Here is a 15,618-nt window from a genome sequence, read left to right as displayed (position 1 = left end):
CTTGCCTTTTGCCGCGACCCTGCCATGTAGCTCCGCCAGTTTTCCCGTTTCCGAGCGCCCATGACGAGCCCGCATTTTTCCTCCGGCGATCTCATCGCCGACCGCCGCGCCGACTATGCCCGCATGTTCGCGGAATCGGGCGAGTTCGCGGAGGCTGCCGAACTCATGGAACAGGCGCTCGAACAGGTGCCCGGCTGGGCCGCCGGCTGGTTCAGGCTCGCCGAATATGCGGAAAAATCGGGCCGGAAGGAGGCGGCGGCGGCCGCGCTCGAAAAGGTGATCGCCCTCGACCCGAGCGACATCTTCGGCGCCAGCCTGAAACTTGCCGTGCTCGGTGCCGCTGAAGCGCCCGCCGCGCCGCCCACGCCCTATGTCGAACGGCTCTTCGACGACTATGCCGACCGCTTCGACACGGCGCTCGTCGGGAAGCTGGCATACACCGTTCCCCGGACGCTCGCCCGGCTCGTGCGCAGGCATGCGGGCGAGGATGTACATTTCGGCCTCGTCTCGGACATCGGCTGCGGCACCGGCCTCTTCGGCGTCGAGATCCGGTCCCATGCCGACCGCCTCGAAGGCTTCGACCTTTCCGCCGGCATGCTGGCCAAGGCCGGGGAAAAGGCGGTCTACGACCATCTCGCCCAGGCGGACCTCTCCCTTCCGGCGAACGAAAGCGGCCTCTTTGCCGATGCACCCGAGGCGCGCGCCGATCTCGTCAGCGCTGCGGACGTCCTGATGTATCTCGGCGACCTTGCCGAGGTCTTCCCGAGCACGGCGCGCCTGACGAAACCCGGCGGCCTCTTCGCCTTTTCCGTCGAGGACGGCGGCGACGGCGATGCGCCGCTCCTGCGCCCCTCGCTGCGCTACGCCCATCCGCAAGCCTTCATCCGCCGCAGGATGCAGGAAAGCGGCTTTGCCCTCCTTGCCGTGGAAAAGAGCGTCATCCGGCAGGATGCCGGCCAGCCGGTGCATGGCCTGCTGTTCCTCGCCGAGCGGCAGGGATAGCTTGCGCCGGCGGCAGGGCCTATACGACAACCAAGGACCATCGGAGATCAGGCATGGACGGCGACAAGCGGCGTTTCGGCTTCTGGAACCCCACACCCACCCGCCATACGCCGCTGGAAGACGCGCAGGGTCTCTTCACGAGCAGCATGATCGCCGCGCTCGGCCTTGCCCTGATGGGCAGCGCCGGGCTGGTGGCAAGCGGCACCGCCGGCGTCGCCTTCGTGCTGCACTATCTCACGGGCATCAGCTTCGGCCTCTATTACACCGCCGTGAACATCCCGTTCTATGTCCTGGCGCTGAAACGCCTCGGCTGGGGCTTCACGATCAAGACCATCCTCGCCGTCTCGCTCACCTCGCTCATCACCGAGCTCCAGCCGCATTTCGTCCGCATCGAGAGCATCGATCCGCTCTGGACGGCGGTGCTCGCCGGCATCCTGCTCGGCTTCGGCCTGCTCGGCCTCTACCGCCACCGCGCGAGCCTCGGCGGCGTCGGGGTGCTCGCGGTCTACCTGCAGGAGCGGTTCGGCATCCGCGCCGGCCTCGTGCAGCTCGCCTTCGACCTCGTGGTGCTGGTCGCCGCCTTCTCCGTCGCCGCGCCCTTCATCGTGCTGTGCTCGGTGGTCGGGGCGGTGGTGCTGAACCTCTTCCTCACCATCAACCACCGCGCCGACCGCTATATCGCGATGTGACCGCGTCAGGCAGCCCTCGCCGGCGCGTCGAGCGGATGCTGCATGCGGAAGCCGACCGCGATGCGGTTGAGGATGTTGATCGAGCCGATGGCGATGGTGAGTTTGGCGATCTCGCTTTCGTTGAAATACGCCTTCAGCGGCTCGTAGGCGCTGTCCGGCGCGCCGGTATCGGCAAGGCGCGTCACCGCCTCCGTCCACTCCAGCACGGCCCGCTCGCGCGCCGTATAGACCGGGGATTCACGCCAGACGGACAACAGGTTGATCCACTGCTCGGAAAGGCCGTCGCGGCGCGCTTCCTTCGAATGCATGTCGACGCAGTAGGCGCAGCCGTTGATCTGCGAGGCGCGCAGCTCGATGAGATGGACGAGGTGCCGGTCGAGGCCCGACTCCCTGGCGATGTAGGTTTCGAGCCCCATCACCGCCTTGTAGGCGTCGGGGGCCACTTCGCGGCCCTTCAGTCGTTCGTGCATGATCGTTCTCCTTAAAATGGGGCGTCACGCGCCCTGCCTGCGTTCATGGATGGCGAGGAAGGCGCAGCCGCGCGCCGCGATCGATCCGTCGTCGCCCGCCGCCACGTCCTTGAGGATGTCGGCGATGGTCACGCGCTGAAGTTCCGCGCGGTAGGCTTTCTCGGCGCGCAGCATGGCCGCGTTGATCTCGCAGGGGCGCGTCGGCTTCACCGGCAGCGGGTTCGGCCCGCGCTGGCGGATCTCGAGACATCGGAAGGCCGGCTGCGGACCCTCGACGGCGAGCACGATGTCGAGCAGCGTGATCTTCGCCGCCGTCCGCGCCAGCCGGTAGCCGCCCTTCGGCCCCGGCAGCGTGGCGAGGATGCCGGCCCCGGACAGCGCCTGGAGATGCTTCAACAGGTAGCTCGTCTTCACGCCATGGTACTCGGCAAGCTCACCGGCCGAGAGCACGCCCTCCTCGGAAAGCTGCGCCAGCATCGCCACGCTGTGGATCGCCTGTTCGACACCTTCGCTGAGCTTAACCGTTCTTCTCCCTAATCGTGGATATTTTTTATCCATGATTCTCCCGCCGGTCAACGCCTTCCTCCAGAACTTTTCCTTCGCCGCAAAAGCTGCGCACTTTTGCGCGACATGCTTTAGCTTGTCCCGCAGCATGACCGATTCCACCGACGCCGCCCGCACGCTCCTTCCCGCACCCTTCGCCGCCTGGTTCGCCGGGAAGGGCTGGCAGCCGCGCGCGCACCAGATGGAACTGCTGGCGCGCGCGACGGCCGGCGAAAGCCTGCTCCTGATCGCGCCGACCGGCGCCGGCAAGACGCTCGCCGGCTTCCTGCCGGCGCTCACCGACCTCACCCGCCGCGGCAAGATTCCGCCCGGCTCCGCCTTCACCGGCATCCACACGCTCTACATTTCGCCCCTGAAGGCGCTCGCCGTCGACATCGAGCGCAACCTGACGAAGCCCGTCTCGGAGATGGGCCTGCCCATCACCATCGAGACGCGCACCGGCGACACGCCGCAGGCCAAGCGCCAGCGCCAGCGCCTCAACCCGCCGGACATCCTGCTGACGACGCCCGAGCAGGTCGCCCTCCTCATCGCCAACGGCGAGGCGCCGCGCTTCTTCAAGGACCTGAAATACGTGATCTTCGACGAGCTGCATTCGCTCGTCACCTCCAAGCGCGGCCACCTGCTCTCGCTCGGCCTCGCCCGCCTGCGCCGCCTTGCGCCCGGCCTCAGGACCATCGGCCTTTCCGCCACCGTCGCCGAGCCGATGGACCTGCGCCGCTGGCTGGTCGCGCAGTCCGCCGGCGAGGAAAACCATGCCGGCCTCGTCACCGCGCCGGGCGGGGCGAAACCGATCATCACGATCCTGAAGAGCGAGGAGCGCGTGCCCTGGTCGGGCCATTCGGCGAAATACGCCATGCCCGAGGTCTACGAGGCGATCAAGGCGCACCGGACCTCGCTCCTCTTCGTCAACACCCGCAGCCAGGCGGAAATCCTCTTCCAGGAGCTCTGGAACATCAACGAGGACACGCTGCCGATCGCGCTGCACCACGGCTCGCTCGACGTCGGCCAGCGCCGCAGGGTGGAACAGGCCATGGCGGAGAACCGCCTGCGCGCCGTCGTCGCCACCTCGACGCTCGACCTCGGCATCGACTGGGGCGACGTCGACCTCGTCATCCATGTCGGCGCGCCGAAGGGCGCCTCGCGCCTCGCCCAGCGGATCGGCCGCGCCAACCACCGCATGGACGAGCCGAGCCGCGCCATCCTGGTGCCCGCCAACCGCTTCGAGGTCATGGAGTGCCAGGCCGCGCTCGATGCCAACTATCTCGGCGCGCAGGATACGCCGCCCGTCGGCGAGGGCGCGCTCGACGTGCTCGCCCAGCACGTGCTCGGCATAGCCTGCGCCGCGCCCTTCGACGAGAACGACCTCTATGGCGAGATCACCTCCGCCTCGCCCTATACCGGGCTCGGCCGGGAGAAGTTCGCCCGCATCGTCCAGTTCGTCGCGACCGGCGGCTATGCGCTGAAGACCTACGAGCGCTACGCCCGCATCCGCAAGACGGCGGACGGCCTCTGGCGCGTCTCCAATCCGGGCGTCGCCCAGCAATACCGCCTCAACCTCGGCACGATCGTCGAGATGCCGATGCTCAATGTGCGCATGGTCAGGCGCGGCGCGAAGGGCGCGGTCGGGCGCGGCGGCGCCTCGCTCGGCAAGGTGGAGGAATATTTCCTCGAGATGCTCTCGCCCGGCGATACCTTCCTCTTCTCCGGCAAGGTGCTGCGCTTCGAGGGCATCCGCGAGAACGAATGCCTCGTCTCCCAGGCCTTCTCGCTCGATCCGAAGGTGCCTGCCTATGCCGGCGGCAAGTTCCCGCTCTCCACCTATCTCGCCGACCAGGTGCGCGCGATGCTGGACGATCCCGCCCGCTGGCGGGAGCTTCCCGACCAGGTGCGCGACTGGCTCGCCCTCCAGCGCGACGTCTCGGCCCTGCCGAAGCGCGACGAGTTACTGATCGAGACCTTCCCGCGCGGCAGCCGGCACTACATGGTCGCCTATCCCTTCGAGGGGCGGCTCGCGCACCAGACGCTCGGCATGCTCTTGACGCGCCGGCTGGAGCGCGCCGGGCGCCGGCCGCTCGGCTTCGTCGCCACCGACTATTCGCTCGCCGTCTGGGCGCTGGACGACCTCGGCCACGCCTTTACCGTCGAACGGCCGTCGCTTTCCAACCTCTTCGACGAGGACATGCTGGGCGACGACCTCGAAGCCTGGCTCGACGAAAGCTTCATGCTGAAGCGCACCTTCCGCAATTGCGCCGTGATTGCCGGTCTCATCGAGCAGCGCCATCCGGGCAAGGAGAAGACCGGGCGGCAGGTCACCGTCTCCGCCGACCTCATCTACGACGTGCTCAGGAGCCACGAGCCCGACCACATCCTCCTGGAAGCCACGCGCAACGATGCGGCGGCGGGACTTTTGGATATTCAGCGATTGGGCGATATGCTCACGCGAATCAGGGGCCACGTCACCCATCGCCGGCTCGACCGCATCTCGCCGCTCGCCGTGCCGATCATGCTGGAGATCGGCAAGGAAACGGTGGCCGGCGAGGCGCAGGATTCCCTGCTCGCGGAAGCGGCGGAGGACCTGATCGCCGAGGCGATGGGCGAGGCCCCTCTCTAGAGAGTAAAGAAGGCGCATGCAGAGACTGGCATTGGCATCGATGGAGATCGAGGATTTCGGCGCCGTCTCGGCCCGCATCGTCGTTGCCGGCGTCGAGGCCGTGTGCGATCCGCTCGGCGCGCTCTACCTGCCGGAAGAGCGCCTCCTCGTCGTCTCGGACCTGCACCTGGAAAAGGGCGCCGCCTTCGCCCGCCGCGGTATGCTGCTGCCGCCCTATGATACGCTCGCCACGCTGAAGGTGCTGGAGGCCGTCATCACGCGGCATGACCCGGCCATCGTCGTCAGCCTCGGCGACAATTTCCACGACCGCGTCGGCTCCGCACACCTGCCCGACATGTTCCGAGCGAAGATCGCCGAGCTTGCGCGCGGGCGCGACTGGATCTGGATCAACGGCAACCACGATCCGGACGGCACCGTCGAGCTTCCCGGCCAGTCGGCCGACGAACTGCATTATGCCGGCCTCGCCTTCCGCCACGAGCCCTCGCTCCTCTCGCCGGCCGGCGAGATCGCCGGGCACCTGCACCCGGCCGCCACCGTCATCCGCCGCGAGAAGGCGGTGCGACGCCCCTGCTTCGCCACCGACGGGAAGCGCCTCCTGATGCCCGCCTTCGGCCTCATGACCGGCGGCCTCGACCTGCGCCACAGGGCGATGGCCGGCCTCTTCGAGCGCCAAAACCTCGTTGCCCACATGCTCGGCCGCGACCGCATCTATTCGGTGCGGTTTGCCAATCTCAGAGGCTGAGGCATCCCCCCGTCCGCCCGTCCGGATGAGGGGCGCGTCGTTTCAGCCCTTCACCAGCCGCAGGATGGTCGAACCGCCGCTGCGGTGTTCCGTCGCGACGAAGACCGTGCCGTCCGGCGCCACCTTGACGTCACGGATGCGGGCGTCGAGCGGCACGCGCTCCTCGTGGGAAACCCTGTCGCCGTCCATGTGCAGCACGACGAGGCCCTGGCTGACGAGCCCGCCGATCAGGAAAGCGCCCTTCCATTCCGGGATGGCGTCTGCGTCATAGTAGGCCATGCCCGAGGGACCGATCACCGGATCCCAGTAGTAGACCGGCTGCTCGGTGCCTTCGAGCGCGGTGATGCCCTCGCCGATCGGGTCGCCGCTGTATTCGATGCCGTAGCTTACCTTCGGCCAGCCGTAGTTCTTGCCCGCCTCCGGCCGGTTCAGCTCGTCGCCGCCCTTCGGCCCGTGCTCGACGGTCCAGAGCCGGCCCTCGCCGTCCAGCGTGGCCGATTGCAGGTTGCGGTGGCCGTAGCTCCAGATTTCCGGCAGCGCGCCCTCTTCATTCACGAAGGGATTGTCGGCAAGCGCCTTGCCCTCCGCGTCGATGCGGAAGATCTTGCCGAAACCGCTGCCGAGGTCCTGTGCGCCCACGCGCGTCTCGCGGTCCGAGCGCTCGCCGACCGTCACGTAAAGCTCGCCCTGCGGCCCGAAGACGAGGCGCGAGCCGAAATGCTTGTCCCCGTCATAGGTCGGCATCTGCCGGAAGATGACGTTCACGTCCTGAAGCGCGAGCTTGCCCTCCTCCTCGGTCAGGCGTGCGGTGGCGACCGAGGTGCCGTTGCCGCCCTCGCGCGGTTCGGAGAAGGAGAAGTAGATGCGGTTCGAGCTTTCGAAATCCGGGGCCAGCGCCACGTCGAGCAGGCCGCCCTGCCCGGCGGACGCCACCTCCGGCACGCCCTCGATCGGCGGGCTCGCCTCGCCGTTCTCCTGCAGGACGACGTGCATGGCGCCTTCCTTCGTCGTCACGAGGATGCGGCCGTCGGGCAGGAATTCCATTGCCCAGAGCTGTGGCAGGCCTTCCGCCACCACGTCGGCGCTGATCTCGGGCATCGTTTCCGGAAGCGGTGCGCGGGTCTGGTTCTCGAAGGCGGGCGTCTGGTCGGGCGCATTGGCCGCGGCGGTCTCCGCCGTTCCTGCGGTCTGGGCGCAGGCGGGAGCTGCAAGAAACGTGACGGCAAGCATGGTTCCGGCAAGAAGAAAGTTCGTGCGCATGGTGTTCCCTTGGGTTCGATCGCAAGCGGGACGGCAGGTCGCGCGTCCGCAACCCGCCTTAAACACCGAAGGGGTCAGCGCCGTGATTTGTTTCAACACGTCTCTTCAAGAAATGTTTATCGCCCTCAGGCAGCGGCCTGCCGGGGCGCATAGCGCGCGAGGATCGACCCGTTGGAAAGCGGTTTTGCCTCGATGAGGTCGAAGTCGCGCCGCGCGCCCTCCTTGAAGAAGGGCGTTCCCTTGCCGAGCTGTACCGGCACGATCGCCAGCATCACCTCGTCGACGAGCCCGGCTTTCAGGAGGGAATCCGTCAGGTCGGCGCTGCCGAAGACGTAGATGGCCTTGTCGAGTGCCTGCTTGCGCCTCGCGATCTCGCCGAGGATGTCGGCCGTCACCTCGGTGTTGTTCCAGTCGGAATCGGTGACCGTGCGCGAGGCGACGAGCTTCGGCAGGGCGTTCATGAAGGTCTTCACCTCGCCTTCGTCCTCCGTCGTCGTCCAATAGGCCTTCATGCCCTCGTAGGTCACGCGGCCGAAGACGAGGAGGCCGGCGGAGGAGCCGAAGTCCGCGCTCAGCTTTTCCAGCTCCGGCCCCCAGGCCCGGTTGTGGAAGTCGAGGTCCCATTTCTTCTCGCCCTCGAAGAAGCCGTCGAGCGTCACGAGGTTCCAGACGATTACCTTTGCCATCTTCCCGTCCTCCGTTGCGGCCGTGCCGCGCCAAATCTAACTAGTTGCGATTTGCAACTGGTTGATGGATAGCAAAACCGATTGTATTGTGCAATCAGTTTTTGGAGACCCCGATGAAAGACACCCGCCGCTCCGGCTGCCCGATCAACCTGACGCTCGAAATCCTCGGCGACCGCTGGAGCCTGATCGTCCTGCGCGACATGATGTTCGGCAACCGCCGCCACTTCCGCGAGCTCCTGACGAAATCGGAGGAAGGCATCGCCTCGAACATCCTCGCCGACCGGCTGCGCCGCCTCGTCGGCGAGGGGCTGATCACGAAGGAGGACGATCCGAGCCACAAGCAGAAGGCGCTCTACAGCCTCACCGAGATGGGCATCGCGCTGGTGCCGGTCTTCGCCATGATGGGCGCCTGGGGCCGGCGCTTCCTGCCGGTTACGGAGGAATTGTCCATCCGCGCGGAACTGCTGGAGGACGGCGGACCGCAGATGTGGGAGGCCTTCATGGCCGAGCTTCGCGCCATCCATCTCGGCAGCCCGCCGCCCGCCCGTTCGGTTTTCGGCGAATTGCAGGCCGCCTACGAGGCCACCGTCGCCCGCCGCGCCGGATCCCCCGCGGCAGGTTGATTTCCATCAAGGCCGGATCCGCTTCGCATCGTAAACTGACCCCGAAAGGAGAAGGCGGATGTACAAGCATATTCTCGTTCCGACGGACGGCTCGGAACGTTCCTCGGCTGCGGTCGAACAGGCGCTCCAGCTTGCCAGGGCCCTCGGCGCGAAAGTTTCGGTGATGACGGTGGCCGAGCCGCTGCACATCATGCCGATCACGCCCGACAAGGCGATCGGCGTGCGCGCCGAATACGAGGAGCAGGTGCGCCAGGAAGGCCTGCGCATCCTCGGCGCGGCGCAAGAGCGGGCGGCAACGGCCGGCGTCGCGATCGAGACCGTGCAGGTGACGGCGGGGGATGCCTGGCAGGCGATCATAGATGCGGCGCGGGAGCGCGGCTGCGACCTCATCGCCATGGCCTCGCACGGGCGGCGCGGCGTCAGCGCCTTCCTGATGGGCAGCGTCACCACCAAGGTGCTCAGCCACTCGAAGGTGCCGGTCCTGGTCTACCGGTCCTGACGCTCAATCCCGGCGGAAGACGATGCTCGCCAGCCAGCCCGTCAGCACCGCGAGCAGCACCGAAAGGGCGCCGTAAGCGAGCGAATTGTTGTAGGCGGCGTTCGAGATCATCTGCTCGATGCCGGTCTTCATCACCCGCAGCGGCAGCGCCTTCTCGGCGATGAAGACGCCGTCGCGGAAGAGGTGCGCGCGCACGACATGCGTGCCGTTCGGCACGTTCGCCGGCAGCTTGACCGTCGCCTTGAAGAGGCTGGCGCTGATGAACTGCACGCCGCCCGGATCGCGCTGGTAGAAGCCGCCGCTTTCCTTGAGCCGCCGGAAGGCCTCGCGGAACTCGGTGAGGTTGCTGCCGTCGCCGACATAGCCGATCGGCGAGAGGCGGATGTGCTGGATGCCGACGCCGACGCCGTTGAGCACGGGCGGCTCGGCGATCGTCTCGACGTCGCGCGTGCTCGACAGCGAATAGGATTCCGGCACCAGTTCGAAGGTCATCGAGCGGCGGTTGACCCAGATGCCGAAGACGCGCTCCTTGACGCGCACCGTGTTGTTGTCCTTCGGCCCCTCCAGCGCCACCACGATATCGTACTTGCGCTGGGCGAGCAGCGACGGGTCGTAGCCCTCGATGGCGCCGAAGATCGTCAGGTCCGCGCCACGGAAATCCGAGGAGATGGCGATCTCGTCGGTGGAGATGCCGATCTCCAGCTTTTCGGGAAACTCCGCGGGCCTGTCCTCGAGCACCTGCGCTGCGGCGGGATGGGCAAGGCCGAGGACGAGCAGGAGGGCACGGATCGCTCTCATCGATAGACCCCCTCGCTGACGATGGAATAGACGTCGGCGGGCGTGACGACGAGGTCCACCGCAAGGCGGGCGCCGACGGCAAGCACCAGCAGCGCCAGAAGGGCGCGCAGCTGCTCGCCGCGCAGCTTCTGGCCGACCCGGACGCCGTATTGCGCGCCGATCACCCCGGCCACCATCAGGATGAAGGCGAGCACGATATCGACCGAGTAGTTGGTCGTCGCCTGCACGATCGTCGTATAGGCCGTGACGAAGATGATCTGGAACAGGGACGTCCCGACGACGACGTTCGTCGGGATGCGCAGGAGATAGATCATCGCCGGCACCATGATGAAGCCGCCGCCGACGCCCATGACGGAGGTGAGGATGCCGATGCCGAAGCCGAGGACGATCACCGGAATGACGCTGAGGTAGATCTTCGACTTCTTGAAGCGCATCTTCAGCGGCAGACGGTGCACCCAGCTGTGCTGCCCCGGCCGGCGCAGCGAGACGGGCTGGTTGTTCGCCGCCCGGCGCAGCGCCCGGATGCTTTCAAGCAGCATCAAGGTGCCGACCGTGCCGAGCAGCGCCACGTAGAGCAGCGAGATGACGAGGTCGAGCTGGCCGACGCTGCGCAGGATCGAGAACAGCCATATGCCGACGGTGGCGCCCGCAAGACCGCCCAGGAGCAGCACCGTGCCGAGCTTCACGTCCAGCGTGCCGCGCCGGAAGTGCGAGAGCGCGCCGGACATCGAGGAGGCGACGACCTGGTTGGCGCCCGTCGCGACCGCGACGACCGGCGGGATGTTGTAGAAGATGAGGAGCGGCGTGATAAGGAAGCCGCCGCCGACCCCGAACATGCCGGAAAGGAAACCGACGGCCGCGCCCATGCCGAGAATGATGAAGATGTTCACCGAGAGCTCTGCAATGGGCAGATAGACAGTCACAACGATACCCCGATCGGCAATTCCCCGCACAGGCGGGCGCCCCATACATGTTCTCCGCAAAAACCGCTTCACGCTTTTCGCGGAATTGCTCCCGGCAGCCGCTCTCACCCCTTCACCCGCCGCGGCTTCCTCTTCCGGCAGGCTGCGGATGCAAGGAAGCGCCCCGCCGCGGGAAGGGAGCCCCCCTCCATCGGCCGGTCGCACCTTGCCTCACGCAAGGATCGGTCATGTCGGCGCCCTTTCAGGTGCGCCGTCGCCGCCTCGGAATGATGACGTTTGTCAAACGCATATCATCCTGGGACGGCATGTGATTTTGCATAATTCCTCAAATCGGGGCCGATTTAAGGATAAATCATGCGGCAGAACCAAAATGCTGCAGCGCCCGTCGCGCACCGGAGGCGGCGCGCAGCGCCATGGAGGGCGTCATGCCCGCGGGCTGTGGTGAAGTCAACCGGCGGAGCCATTTGCGCCCTCCGGCAGCCTGCCGGTCAGCCCGGCTGCTTGTTGCGTTTCAGAAGCTCGGTCACCAGCGCATCGTCGATCTCGCCGGTCTCCTTCTGGCCGACCGACTTCTGGAAGGCCTTTATGGCGGCGACGGTCTTCTTGCCCATCTCGCCGTCCGGCGTGCCGGCATTGAAGCCGTTGTTGTTGAGGATCGCCTGGATGTTGCGGATGGCCTTCTTCATGTCGACGCTGGCCGTCTTCGTCGGCTTGCCGACCCATTCGTCGGGCAGGTCGGCCGAATTCGCCTTCTCGTCGAGCGGCTGCGGCTTCCACAGCTCGACCTTGGCCTTGGCGCTGGAAAGCTGCTCGGGACGCATGGCGTTCGCCACCTCGTCGCGCTTTTCCGCCGCGTCCCGGTCGCCGTCGCGGGCGGCGATGGCGAACCACTTGTAGGACTCCTCGATGTCCTGCTTCACGCCGTTGCCGCGCGCATAGAGGATGGCGAGGTTGAACTGGCTGTCGCGCACGCCGAGCTCGGAGGCCTTCTGGAACCACGTCGCCGCGGCGTCGAAGTCCGGCGCCGCATCGCCGATGCCGGTCGCCAGCAGCACGGCGAGATTGTGCATGGCGCTCGCATTGCCCTTGTTTGCCGCCACTTCATAGAGCCGGCGGGCGCGGTCGAGGTCGCGCTCGACACCCTGGCCCTTCTCGTAGAGGTTGGCGAGGCGGTATTCGGCGGGCGCGAAGCCGCGGGCGGCCGCAAGCTCGTACCAGCGGGCGGCCTCCTTGAGGTCGGTCGCCACGCCGCGGCCTTCCGTGTAGCGCGCGCCGATCTCGAACAGCGCCAGCGGATCGCCCTCGCCGGCGGCCTTGGACAGCGAGGCCGGCGTGATCGCTTCCGGAACCACGATGGCCGCCGTCTGCACCGGATCGGCCGCCACCGCCTCGGCGGAAGCCTTGGCGTCCTTGCCGGCCAGCGGCTCGGCGTCCGGCGTCGTCACCGGCTCGAAGCCGGCGGTCGCGTTGTCATCGGTCGTGGCCGGGGCCGCGACCACATCCGCATCCTCCGCGGAAGTCCGGGTCGGCGCCGTCTCGACGGCCGCATTCCCGTCTGTGCCGGCAAGGTCGCGCTCACTGCCGCTTTCGGCCGGCGCCGGATCGGTCACCGCCTTTTCGTCGGCGACCGGAGCCGCGGCGCTGCTTGCCGTCACGGCTTCGCCTGCTCCGGCCGTCGCCTCGGAGGGCCTGGCGTCCTCGCCCATCGCCGCGGTCTGCTCGACGAGCACCGGCGCGTCGTCGCCGCGGATCAGCGTGTTGACCAGCGGATAGGACATGATGGCGAGCAGCACGGCGCCGACGGCGAGCAGGATCGGCCGGCGGTGGCGGGAAAGCGCGGAGGCGGGCTTTTCGCCCTTTGCCGGCTTTTCGGATTTCTTCGCCGGAGCGACGCGGGAGATCGTGTCGGCCTCTTCTGCGGCGAGCTTTGCGGCCCGGCGGGCGGCGGCGATGAAGTCCGCCTTCTCGCCGTCGCTGCCCGTCGCGGCACGGTTGCCTGACGCCTGCCCGGCGCGCACGCGCTCAAGGATACGGCGAACGTCCGGCACACCGGAACCCGGTTCCAGGAGCTGGTTGGCCTCTTCCGGCGCGAGCTCGTCGGTCGGGTCGATCGACGGCGTCGGATCGATCTGGCGGCGCTCCGCCCGCGGGGCGGCTTCCTTCCGTCCGGGCACGAAGCGGCGCTTGAGGCCGGCCAGCAGGCCGCCCTTCGGCTGGGCTTCCGTCACCTCGCCGGCAAGCGCCACGGACTGCTCCGCGATGTCCTCCGCCGGCTCGGGGCGCTCGGGAACGGGAATGTGTTCCACCTCGATCTCGGCGAAACGGCTTTCCTCCTGCGGCTCGGCGGCGGCGGGCTTGCGCAGGTCCAGGGCGCCGAAGCCGTCGTCGTCAAAAGGGTAGTCGTTGCCGATGATGCCGGCGGCCGGCTCGGCGCTGCGGCCGAGGTCCATGGCCGGCATCTCGGCGCGCGGCATCGCCGCTTCGCGGCGGCCGAAGGTTTCGCGCGGGGCGTCGAGCTGCTCGAGACGGCCGGCGATCTGCACCAGCGTGTCATGCAGGGCGTCGAAGGTGCGCGCCGTGCGCTCCTCGCTCGAACGGGTCAGCTCCTCCAGCGCGCGCAGGTCGCCGGCAAGGCCGGCGATCGCCTCCATGTCGGCACCCGTGGCGGCCGGGCCGGCATGGCGATAGGCCTCCATGACGGCTTCCGCCGCCTGGCGGGCGGCTTCGACGATGTATTCGTCGTTCGTCGCCATGTAGTCCTCGATCGTCGCAAGGCGGTTCTCGAGCTCGGAGGGAACGGCGGCGGCCGACGCGGAGGGCGCACTGATCAGCGTGGAGAGATGCGCGATCTGCGCCTCGAGACCGCGCAATGCCTCTTGGTCGCCGTCGGGCGCCGTGCGCGTGGCGTCGAGCCGGTCGGCGATCGCCGTCAGTCGGCCTTCGATATGCGAGAAGCGGTCTTCCTGGAACGGGCTGCCGACCGGCGCGTCGAGCCCGTCGATGCGGCGGGCCAGCGCATCGAGCCGTTCGGCGAGCTGGTCATTGACGCTGCCCTGGTCGAGCGCGTCGATCTTGCGGGAGATGTCGGAGAGGTAATAGGCAAGCTCGTCGCTGCCCGCCGCGGCGGGTGCAGCCTGCTGGCTCTGCTCCAGCATGAGCGAAAGCTGCTCGATGCGCTCTTCGAGGCGCAGCGCAGCGCGCTCGTTGGAGAGTTCCTCGATGCGGTTCGCCAGCGCTTCGATGCGCGTGGCAAGGCCGTGGTCGGGGGCCGGTGCCGGGCGGCGGGCGATGAGGTCGAGCTGGCCTGCAAGGTCGGCGATGCGGCTTTCGAGCCGCTGCATCATCGCATGGTCGGCCGAAGACGACTGCTGCACGCGGCCGGCCGCGGCGATCGCACGGCTGATCTCGTCGAGGCGCGCATCCAGCCCCTCGAACTGCGAGGTGACGGCGGAGACGAAGCGGCCGCTGTCCGGCTCACCCTGGCGGCCGAGCGTGTCGACCGCCTGGGCGATCGCCTCGATCTTGCCTTCCAGCGCACGGATCGCGGGCGTCGCGCTCATCGTGTTGATCTGGTTCTTCAGCTCGTCGAGCCGGTAGGCGAGCGCCACAAGCTCGTCGTCGCGGGTCTGGTCGAAGGCGGAGAGCTTCTGCTCGACGCCGTTCCAGCGGTCCTCCATGCGCCGCACCGAATCCTCGCGCGCAAGGCCGTCGAGCACGGAGCGCAGCTCGTCGAATTCGACGCGCAGGCCTTCCGCATGGCCCGACTGGCGGCCGAGCTGGCTGATGCCGGCGGAGAGCCGGTGCAGTTCCTCACGCAGGTCGTCCACGTTACCGCGGCCTTCGGCCATCTGGCGGATGCCGCGGATTTCCGAGCGCAGCGAGTGCATCTCGCGCTCGAGACCGTCGGCAATGTCCTTCTTCAGGTCCTGGCGCAGCGAAACGAGCGCCTTGGCGATGTCCTCGACGGAGCCTTCCGCGCGGACAGGTGCCGCGCCATAGGCGGCATGCGCGTGCTGAGCGGCGGCATGGTGATCGCCGGAGAGCGGGCGGCGCTCCAGGCGCTGGGCGACGCGCTCGCGGCCGCCCTCTATGGCGCGCTGGCGCTGCATGATCTCGGAGACCGGGTCGTCGCGCAGCGGAATGTGCCGCGAGGGCTCGTAACGGACCTGCTCGCCGCGCGGCGCAAACCGCTCCTCGCCGCGCCCGCGCGCCTCCCGCCCGTTCGCCATCAGGCCCTCGATACGGGCCTCCAGACCCTCGATGGTGCGATTCAGCGCGTCGAGCGAAGACCGTTCGCCATGACGTTGCGGGTTTCGCGATCCGTTCATCTTTCGCCTCGCTTTGGCGGCCCTCCGGCCTGCCGGGAGATACCTTGACGGCGCTGCCCTCCGGCTGCGCCCTTCTTCCGTTCCGGCGGGAGCGTCTTTCCGCCGTCAATCACCGCATGCGCTGGGAAAACCGTATCGTCCCCGCTCGTCCCCGGCCGTCCATGCCGGGTGCCGCAGAGGGAAGCCGAAATGATTCCCGATCCCACGCCCTCAAGCGCCACAATTCACGAAACGTGGTAAACAAGGGGTTAACCGGCCCCGAAATTTTTTAACGATTTGCTCATAGACCGGAGCGGAGGGCGGAGACGAGCGGTCGCGGGACGGTCCTCGGCCTTCCAGAAGAGGGCCCAAACGCGGCATGCCCAGATCCGGGTGCCGCGGCAGCCGATATCGTTTGCTTCACCGGCGGGAAGGTGCTCACCT

Annotated in this window: 13 protein-coding genes; 6 read left to right on the top strand and 7 right to left on the bottom strand. The window is 67.7% G+C overall.

The window, feature by feature from the left end:
- Nucleotides 1–60: 60 nt before the first annotated feature.
- Both ACIIOY_RS06185 and ACIIOY_RS06180 read left to right on the top strand, forming a co-directional pair.
- Nucleotides 61–1,002: a class I SAM-dependent methyltransferase gene (locus tag ACIIOY_RS06185; RefSeq protein ID WP_411033760.1), complete on the top strand. Its 942-nt coding sequence runs from the start codon at nucleotides 61–63 to the stop codon at nucleotides 1,000–1,002.
- Between the two features lie 53 nt (nucleotides 1,003–1,055).
- Nucleotides 1,056–1,691 (top strand): YitT family protein, encoded by a 636-nt coding sequence (locus ACIIOY_RS06180; protein ID WP_411033759.1) that lies wholly within the window; start codon nucleotides 1,056–1,058, stop codon nucleotides 1,689–1,691.
- A 5-nt stretch (nucleotides 1,692–1,696) separates the two neighbouring features.
- On the opposite strand, the gene ACIIOY_RS06175 is transcribed toward ACIIOY_RS06180, so the two are convergent.
- A complete protein-coding gene (locus ACIIOY_RS06175; RefSeq protein ID WP_411033758.1) occupies nucleotides 1,697–2,161 on the bottom strand; it encodes a carboxymuconolactone decarboxylase family protein in 465 nt (154 codons plus the stop codon).
- Nucleotides 2,162–2,185: 24 nt separating this feature from the next.
- A complete protein-coding gene (locus ACIIOY_RS06170) occupies nucleotides 2,186–2,719 on the bottom strand; it encodes an RrF2 family transcriptional regulator (protein WP_411033757.1) in 534 nt (177 codons plus the stop codon).
- A 94-nt stretch (nucleotides 2,720–2,813) separates the two neighbouring features.
- On the opposite strand from ACIIOY_RS06170, the gene ACIIOY_RS06165 reads away from it, so the two are divergent.
- Both ACIIOY_RS06165 and pdeM read left to right on the top strand, forming a co-directional pair.
- On the top strand, nucleotides 2,814–5,336 hold the full coding sequence (locus tag ACIIOY_RS06165; RefSeq protein ID WP_411033756.1) for a ligase-associated DNA damage response DEXH box helicase: 2,523 nt from the start codon (nucleotides 2,814–2,816) through the stop codon (nucleotides 5,334–5,336).
- A 16-nt stretch (nucleotides 5,337–5,352) separates the two neighbouring features.
- Nucleotides 5,353–6,078: a ligase-associated DNA damage response endonuclease PdeM gene (pdeM, locus tag ACIIOY_RS06160; RefSeq protein WP_411033755.1), complete on the top strand. Its 726-nt coding sequence runs from the start codon at nucleotides 5,353–5,355 to the stop codon at nucleotides 6,076–6,078.
- Nucleotides 6,079–6,120: 42 nt separating this feature from the next.
- Here the strand turns inward: pdeM and ACIIOY_RS06155 are convergent, their stop codons facing one another.
- Together ACIIOY_RS06155 and ACIIOY_RS06150 are read right to left on the bottom strand one after the other, a co-directional pair.
- Nucleotides 6,121–7,338, bottom strand: a complete 1,218-nt coding sequence (locus tag ACIIOY_RS06155; RefSeq protein WP_411033754.1) for a PQQ-dependent sugar dehydrogenase — start codon at nucleotides 7,336–7,338, stop codon at nucleotides 6,121–6,123.
- Nucleotides 7,339–7,463: 125 nt separating this feature from the next.
- Entirely contained in the window at nucleotides 7,464–8,024 is a 561-nt protein-coding gene (locus tag ACIIOY_RS06150) for a dihydrofolate reductase family protein (RefSeq protein WP_411033753.1), read from the bottom strand.
- Nucleotides 8,025–8,137: 113 nt separating this feature from the next.
- On the opposite strand from ACIIOY_RS06150, the gene ACIIOY_RS06145 reads away from it, so the two are divergent.
- Nucleotides 8,138–8,647 carry a winged helix-turn-helix transcriptional regulator gene (locus ACIIOY_RS06145; protein ID WP_411033752.1) on the top strand — a complete coding sequence of 170 codons (510 nt, stop codon included), beginning with the start codon at nucleotides 8,138–8,140 and terminating at the stop codon, nucleotides 8,645–8,647.
- 58 nt (nucleotides 8,648–8,705) lie between these two features.
- Nucleotides 8,706–9,146 carry a universal stress protein gene (locus ACIIOY_RS06140; RefSeq protein WP_411033751.1) on the top strand — a complete coding sequence of 147 codons (441 nt, stop codon included), beginning with the start codon at nucleotides 8,706–8,708 and terminating at the stop codon, nucleotides 9,144–9,146.
- 3 nt (nucleotides 9,147–9,149) lie between these two features.
- Here the strand turns inward: ACIIOY_RS06140 and ACIIOY_RS06135 are convergent, their stop codons facing one another.
- The 3 genes from ACIIOY_RS06135 to ACIIOY_RS06125 form a co-directional block, all read right to left on the bottom strand.
- Entirely contained in the window at nucleotides 9,150–9,944 is a 795-nt protein-coding gene (locus ACIIOY_RS06135) for a TIGR02186 family protein (RefSeq protein ID WP_411033750.1), read from the bottom strand.
- Entirely contained in the window at nucleotides 9,941–10,867 is a 927-nt protein-coding gene (locus ACIIOY_RS06130; RefSeq protein ID WP_411033749.1) for a sulfite exporter TauE/SafE family protein, read from the bottom strand. Before ACIIOY_RS06130 ends, ACIIOY_RS06135 begins: the two co-directional genes overlap by 4 nt.
- Nucleotides 10,868–11,355: 488 nt before the next feature.
- A complete protein-coding gene (locus tag ACIIOY_RS06125; RefSeq protein ID WP_411033748.1) occupies nucleotides 11,356–15,195 on the bottom strand; it encodes a peptidoglycan-binding protein in 3,840 nt (1,279 codons plus the stop codon).
- Nucleotides 15,196–15,618: the final 423 nt, after the last annotated feature.

It is taken from the genome of Shinella agrisoli (assembly GCF_046557955.1).
Taxonomy (GTDB): Bacteria; Pseudomonadota; Alphaproteobacteria; order Rhizobiales; family Rhizobiaceae; genus Shinella.
The sequence above is the reverse complement of the archived record's forward strand: the minus strand, read 5'-3'. Positions and strand labels throughout refer to the sequence as shown.

Excerpts from the sequence above, each read along its gene's own strand:
- ACIIOY_RS06165 (WP_411033756.1), top strand. The coding sequence starts at position 2,814 with ATGACCGATTCCACCGACGCCGCCCGCACGCTCCTTCCCGCACCCTTC.
- ACIIOY_RS06170 (WP_411033757.1), bottom strand. The coding sequence starts at position 2,719 with ATGGATAAAAAATATCCACGATTAGGGAGAAGAACGGTTAAGCTCAGC.
- ACIIOY_RS06135 (WP_411033750.1), bottom strand. The coding sequence starts at position 9,944 with ATGAGAGCGATCCGTGCCCTCCTGCTCGTCCTCGGCCTTGCCCATCCC.
- pdeM (WP_411033755.1), top strand. The coding sequence starts at position 5,353 with ATGCAGAGACTGGCATTGGCATCGATGGAGATCGAGGATTTCGGCGCC.
- ACIIOY_RS06175 (WP_411033758.1), bottom strand. The coding sequence starts at position 2,161 with ATGCACGAACGACTGAAGGGCCGCGAAGTGGCCCCCGACGCCTACAAG.
- ACIIOY_RS06155 (WP_411033754.1), bottom strand. The coding sequence starts at position 7,338 with ATGCGCACGAACTTTCTTCTTGCCGGAACCATGCTTGCCGTCACGTTT.
- ACIIOY_RS06180 (WP_411033759.1), top strand. The coding sequence starts at position 1,056 with ATGGACGGCGACAAGCGGCGTTTCGGCTTCTGGAACCCCACACCCACC.
- ACIIOY_RS06125 (WP_411033748.1), bottom strand. The coding sequence starts at position 15,195 with ATGAACGGATCGCGAAACCCGCAACGTCATGGCGAACGGTCTTCGCTC.
- ACIIOY_RS06150 (WP_411033753.1), bottom strand. The coding sequence starts at position 8,024 with ATGGCAAAGGTAATCGTCTGGAACCTCGTGACGCTCGACGGCTTCTTC.
- ACIIOY_RS06140 (WP_411033751.1), top strand. The coding sequence starts at position 8,706 with ATGTACAAGCATATTCTCGTTCCGACGGACGGCTCGGAACGTTCCTCG.
- ACIIOY_RS06185 (WP_411033760.1), top strand. The coding sequence starts at position 61 with ATGACGAGCCCGCATTTTTCCTCCGGCGATCTCATCGCCGACCGCCGC.
- ACIIOY_RS06145 (WP_411033752.1), top strand. The coding sequence starts at position 8,138 with ATGAAAGACACCCGCCGCTCCGGCTGCCCGATCAACCTGACGCTCGAA.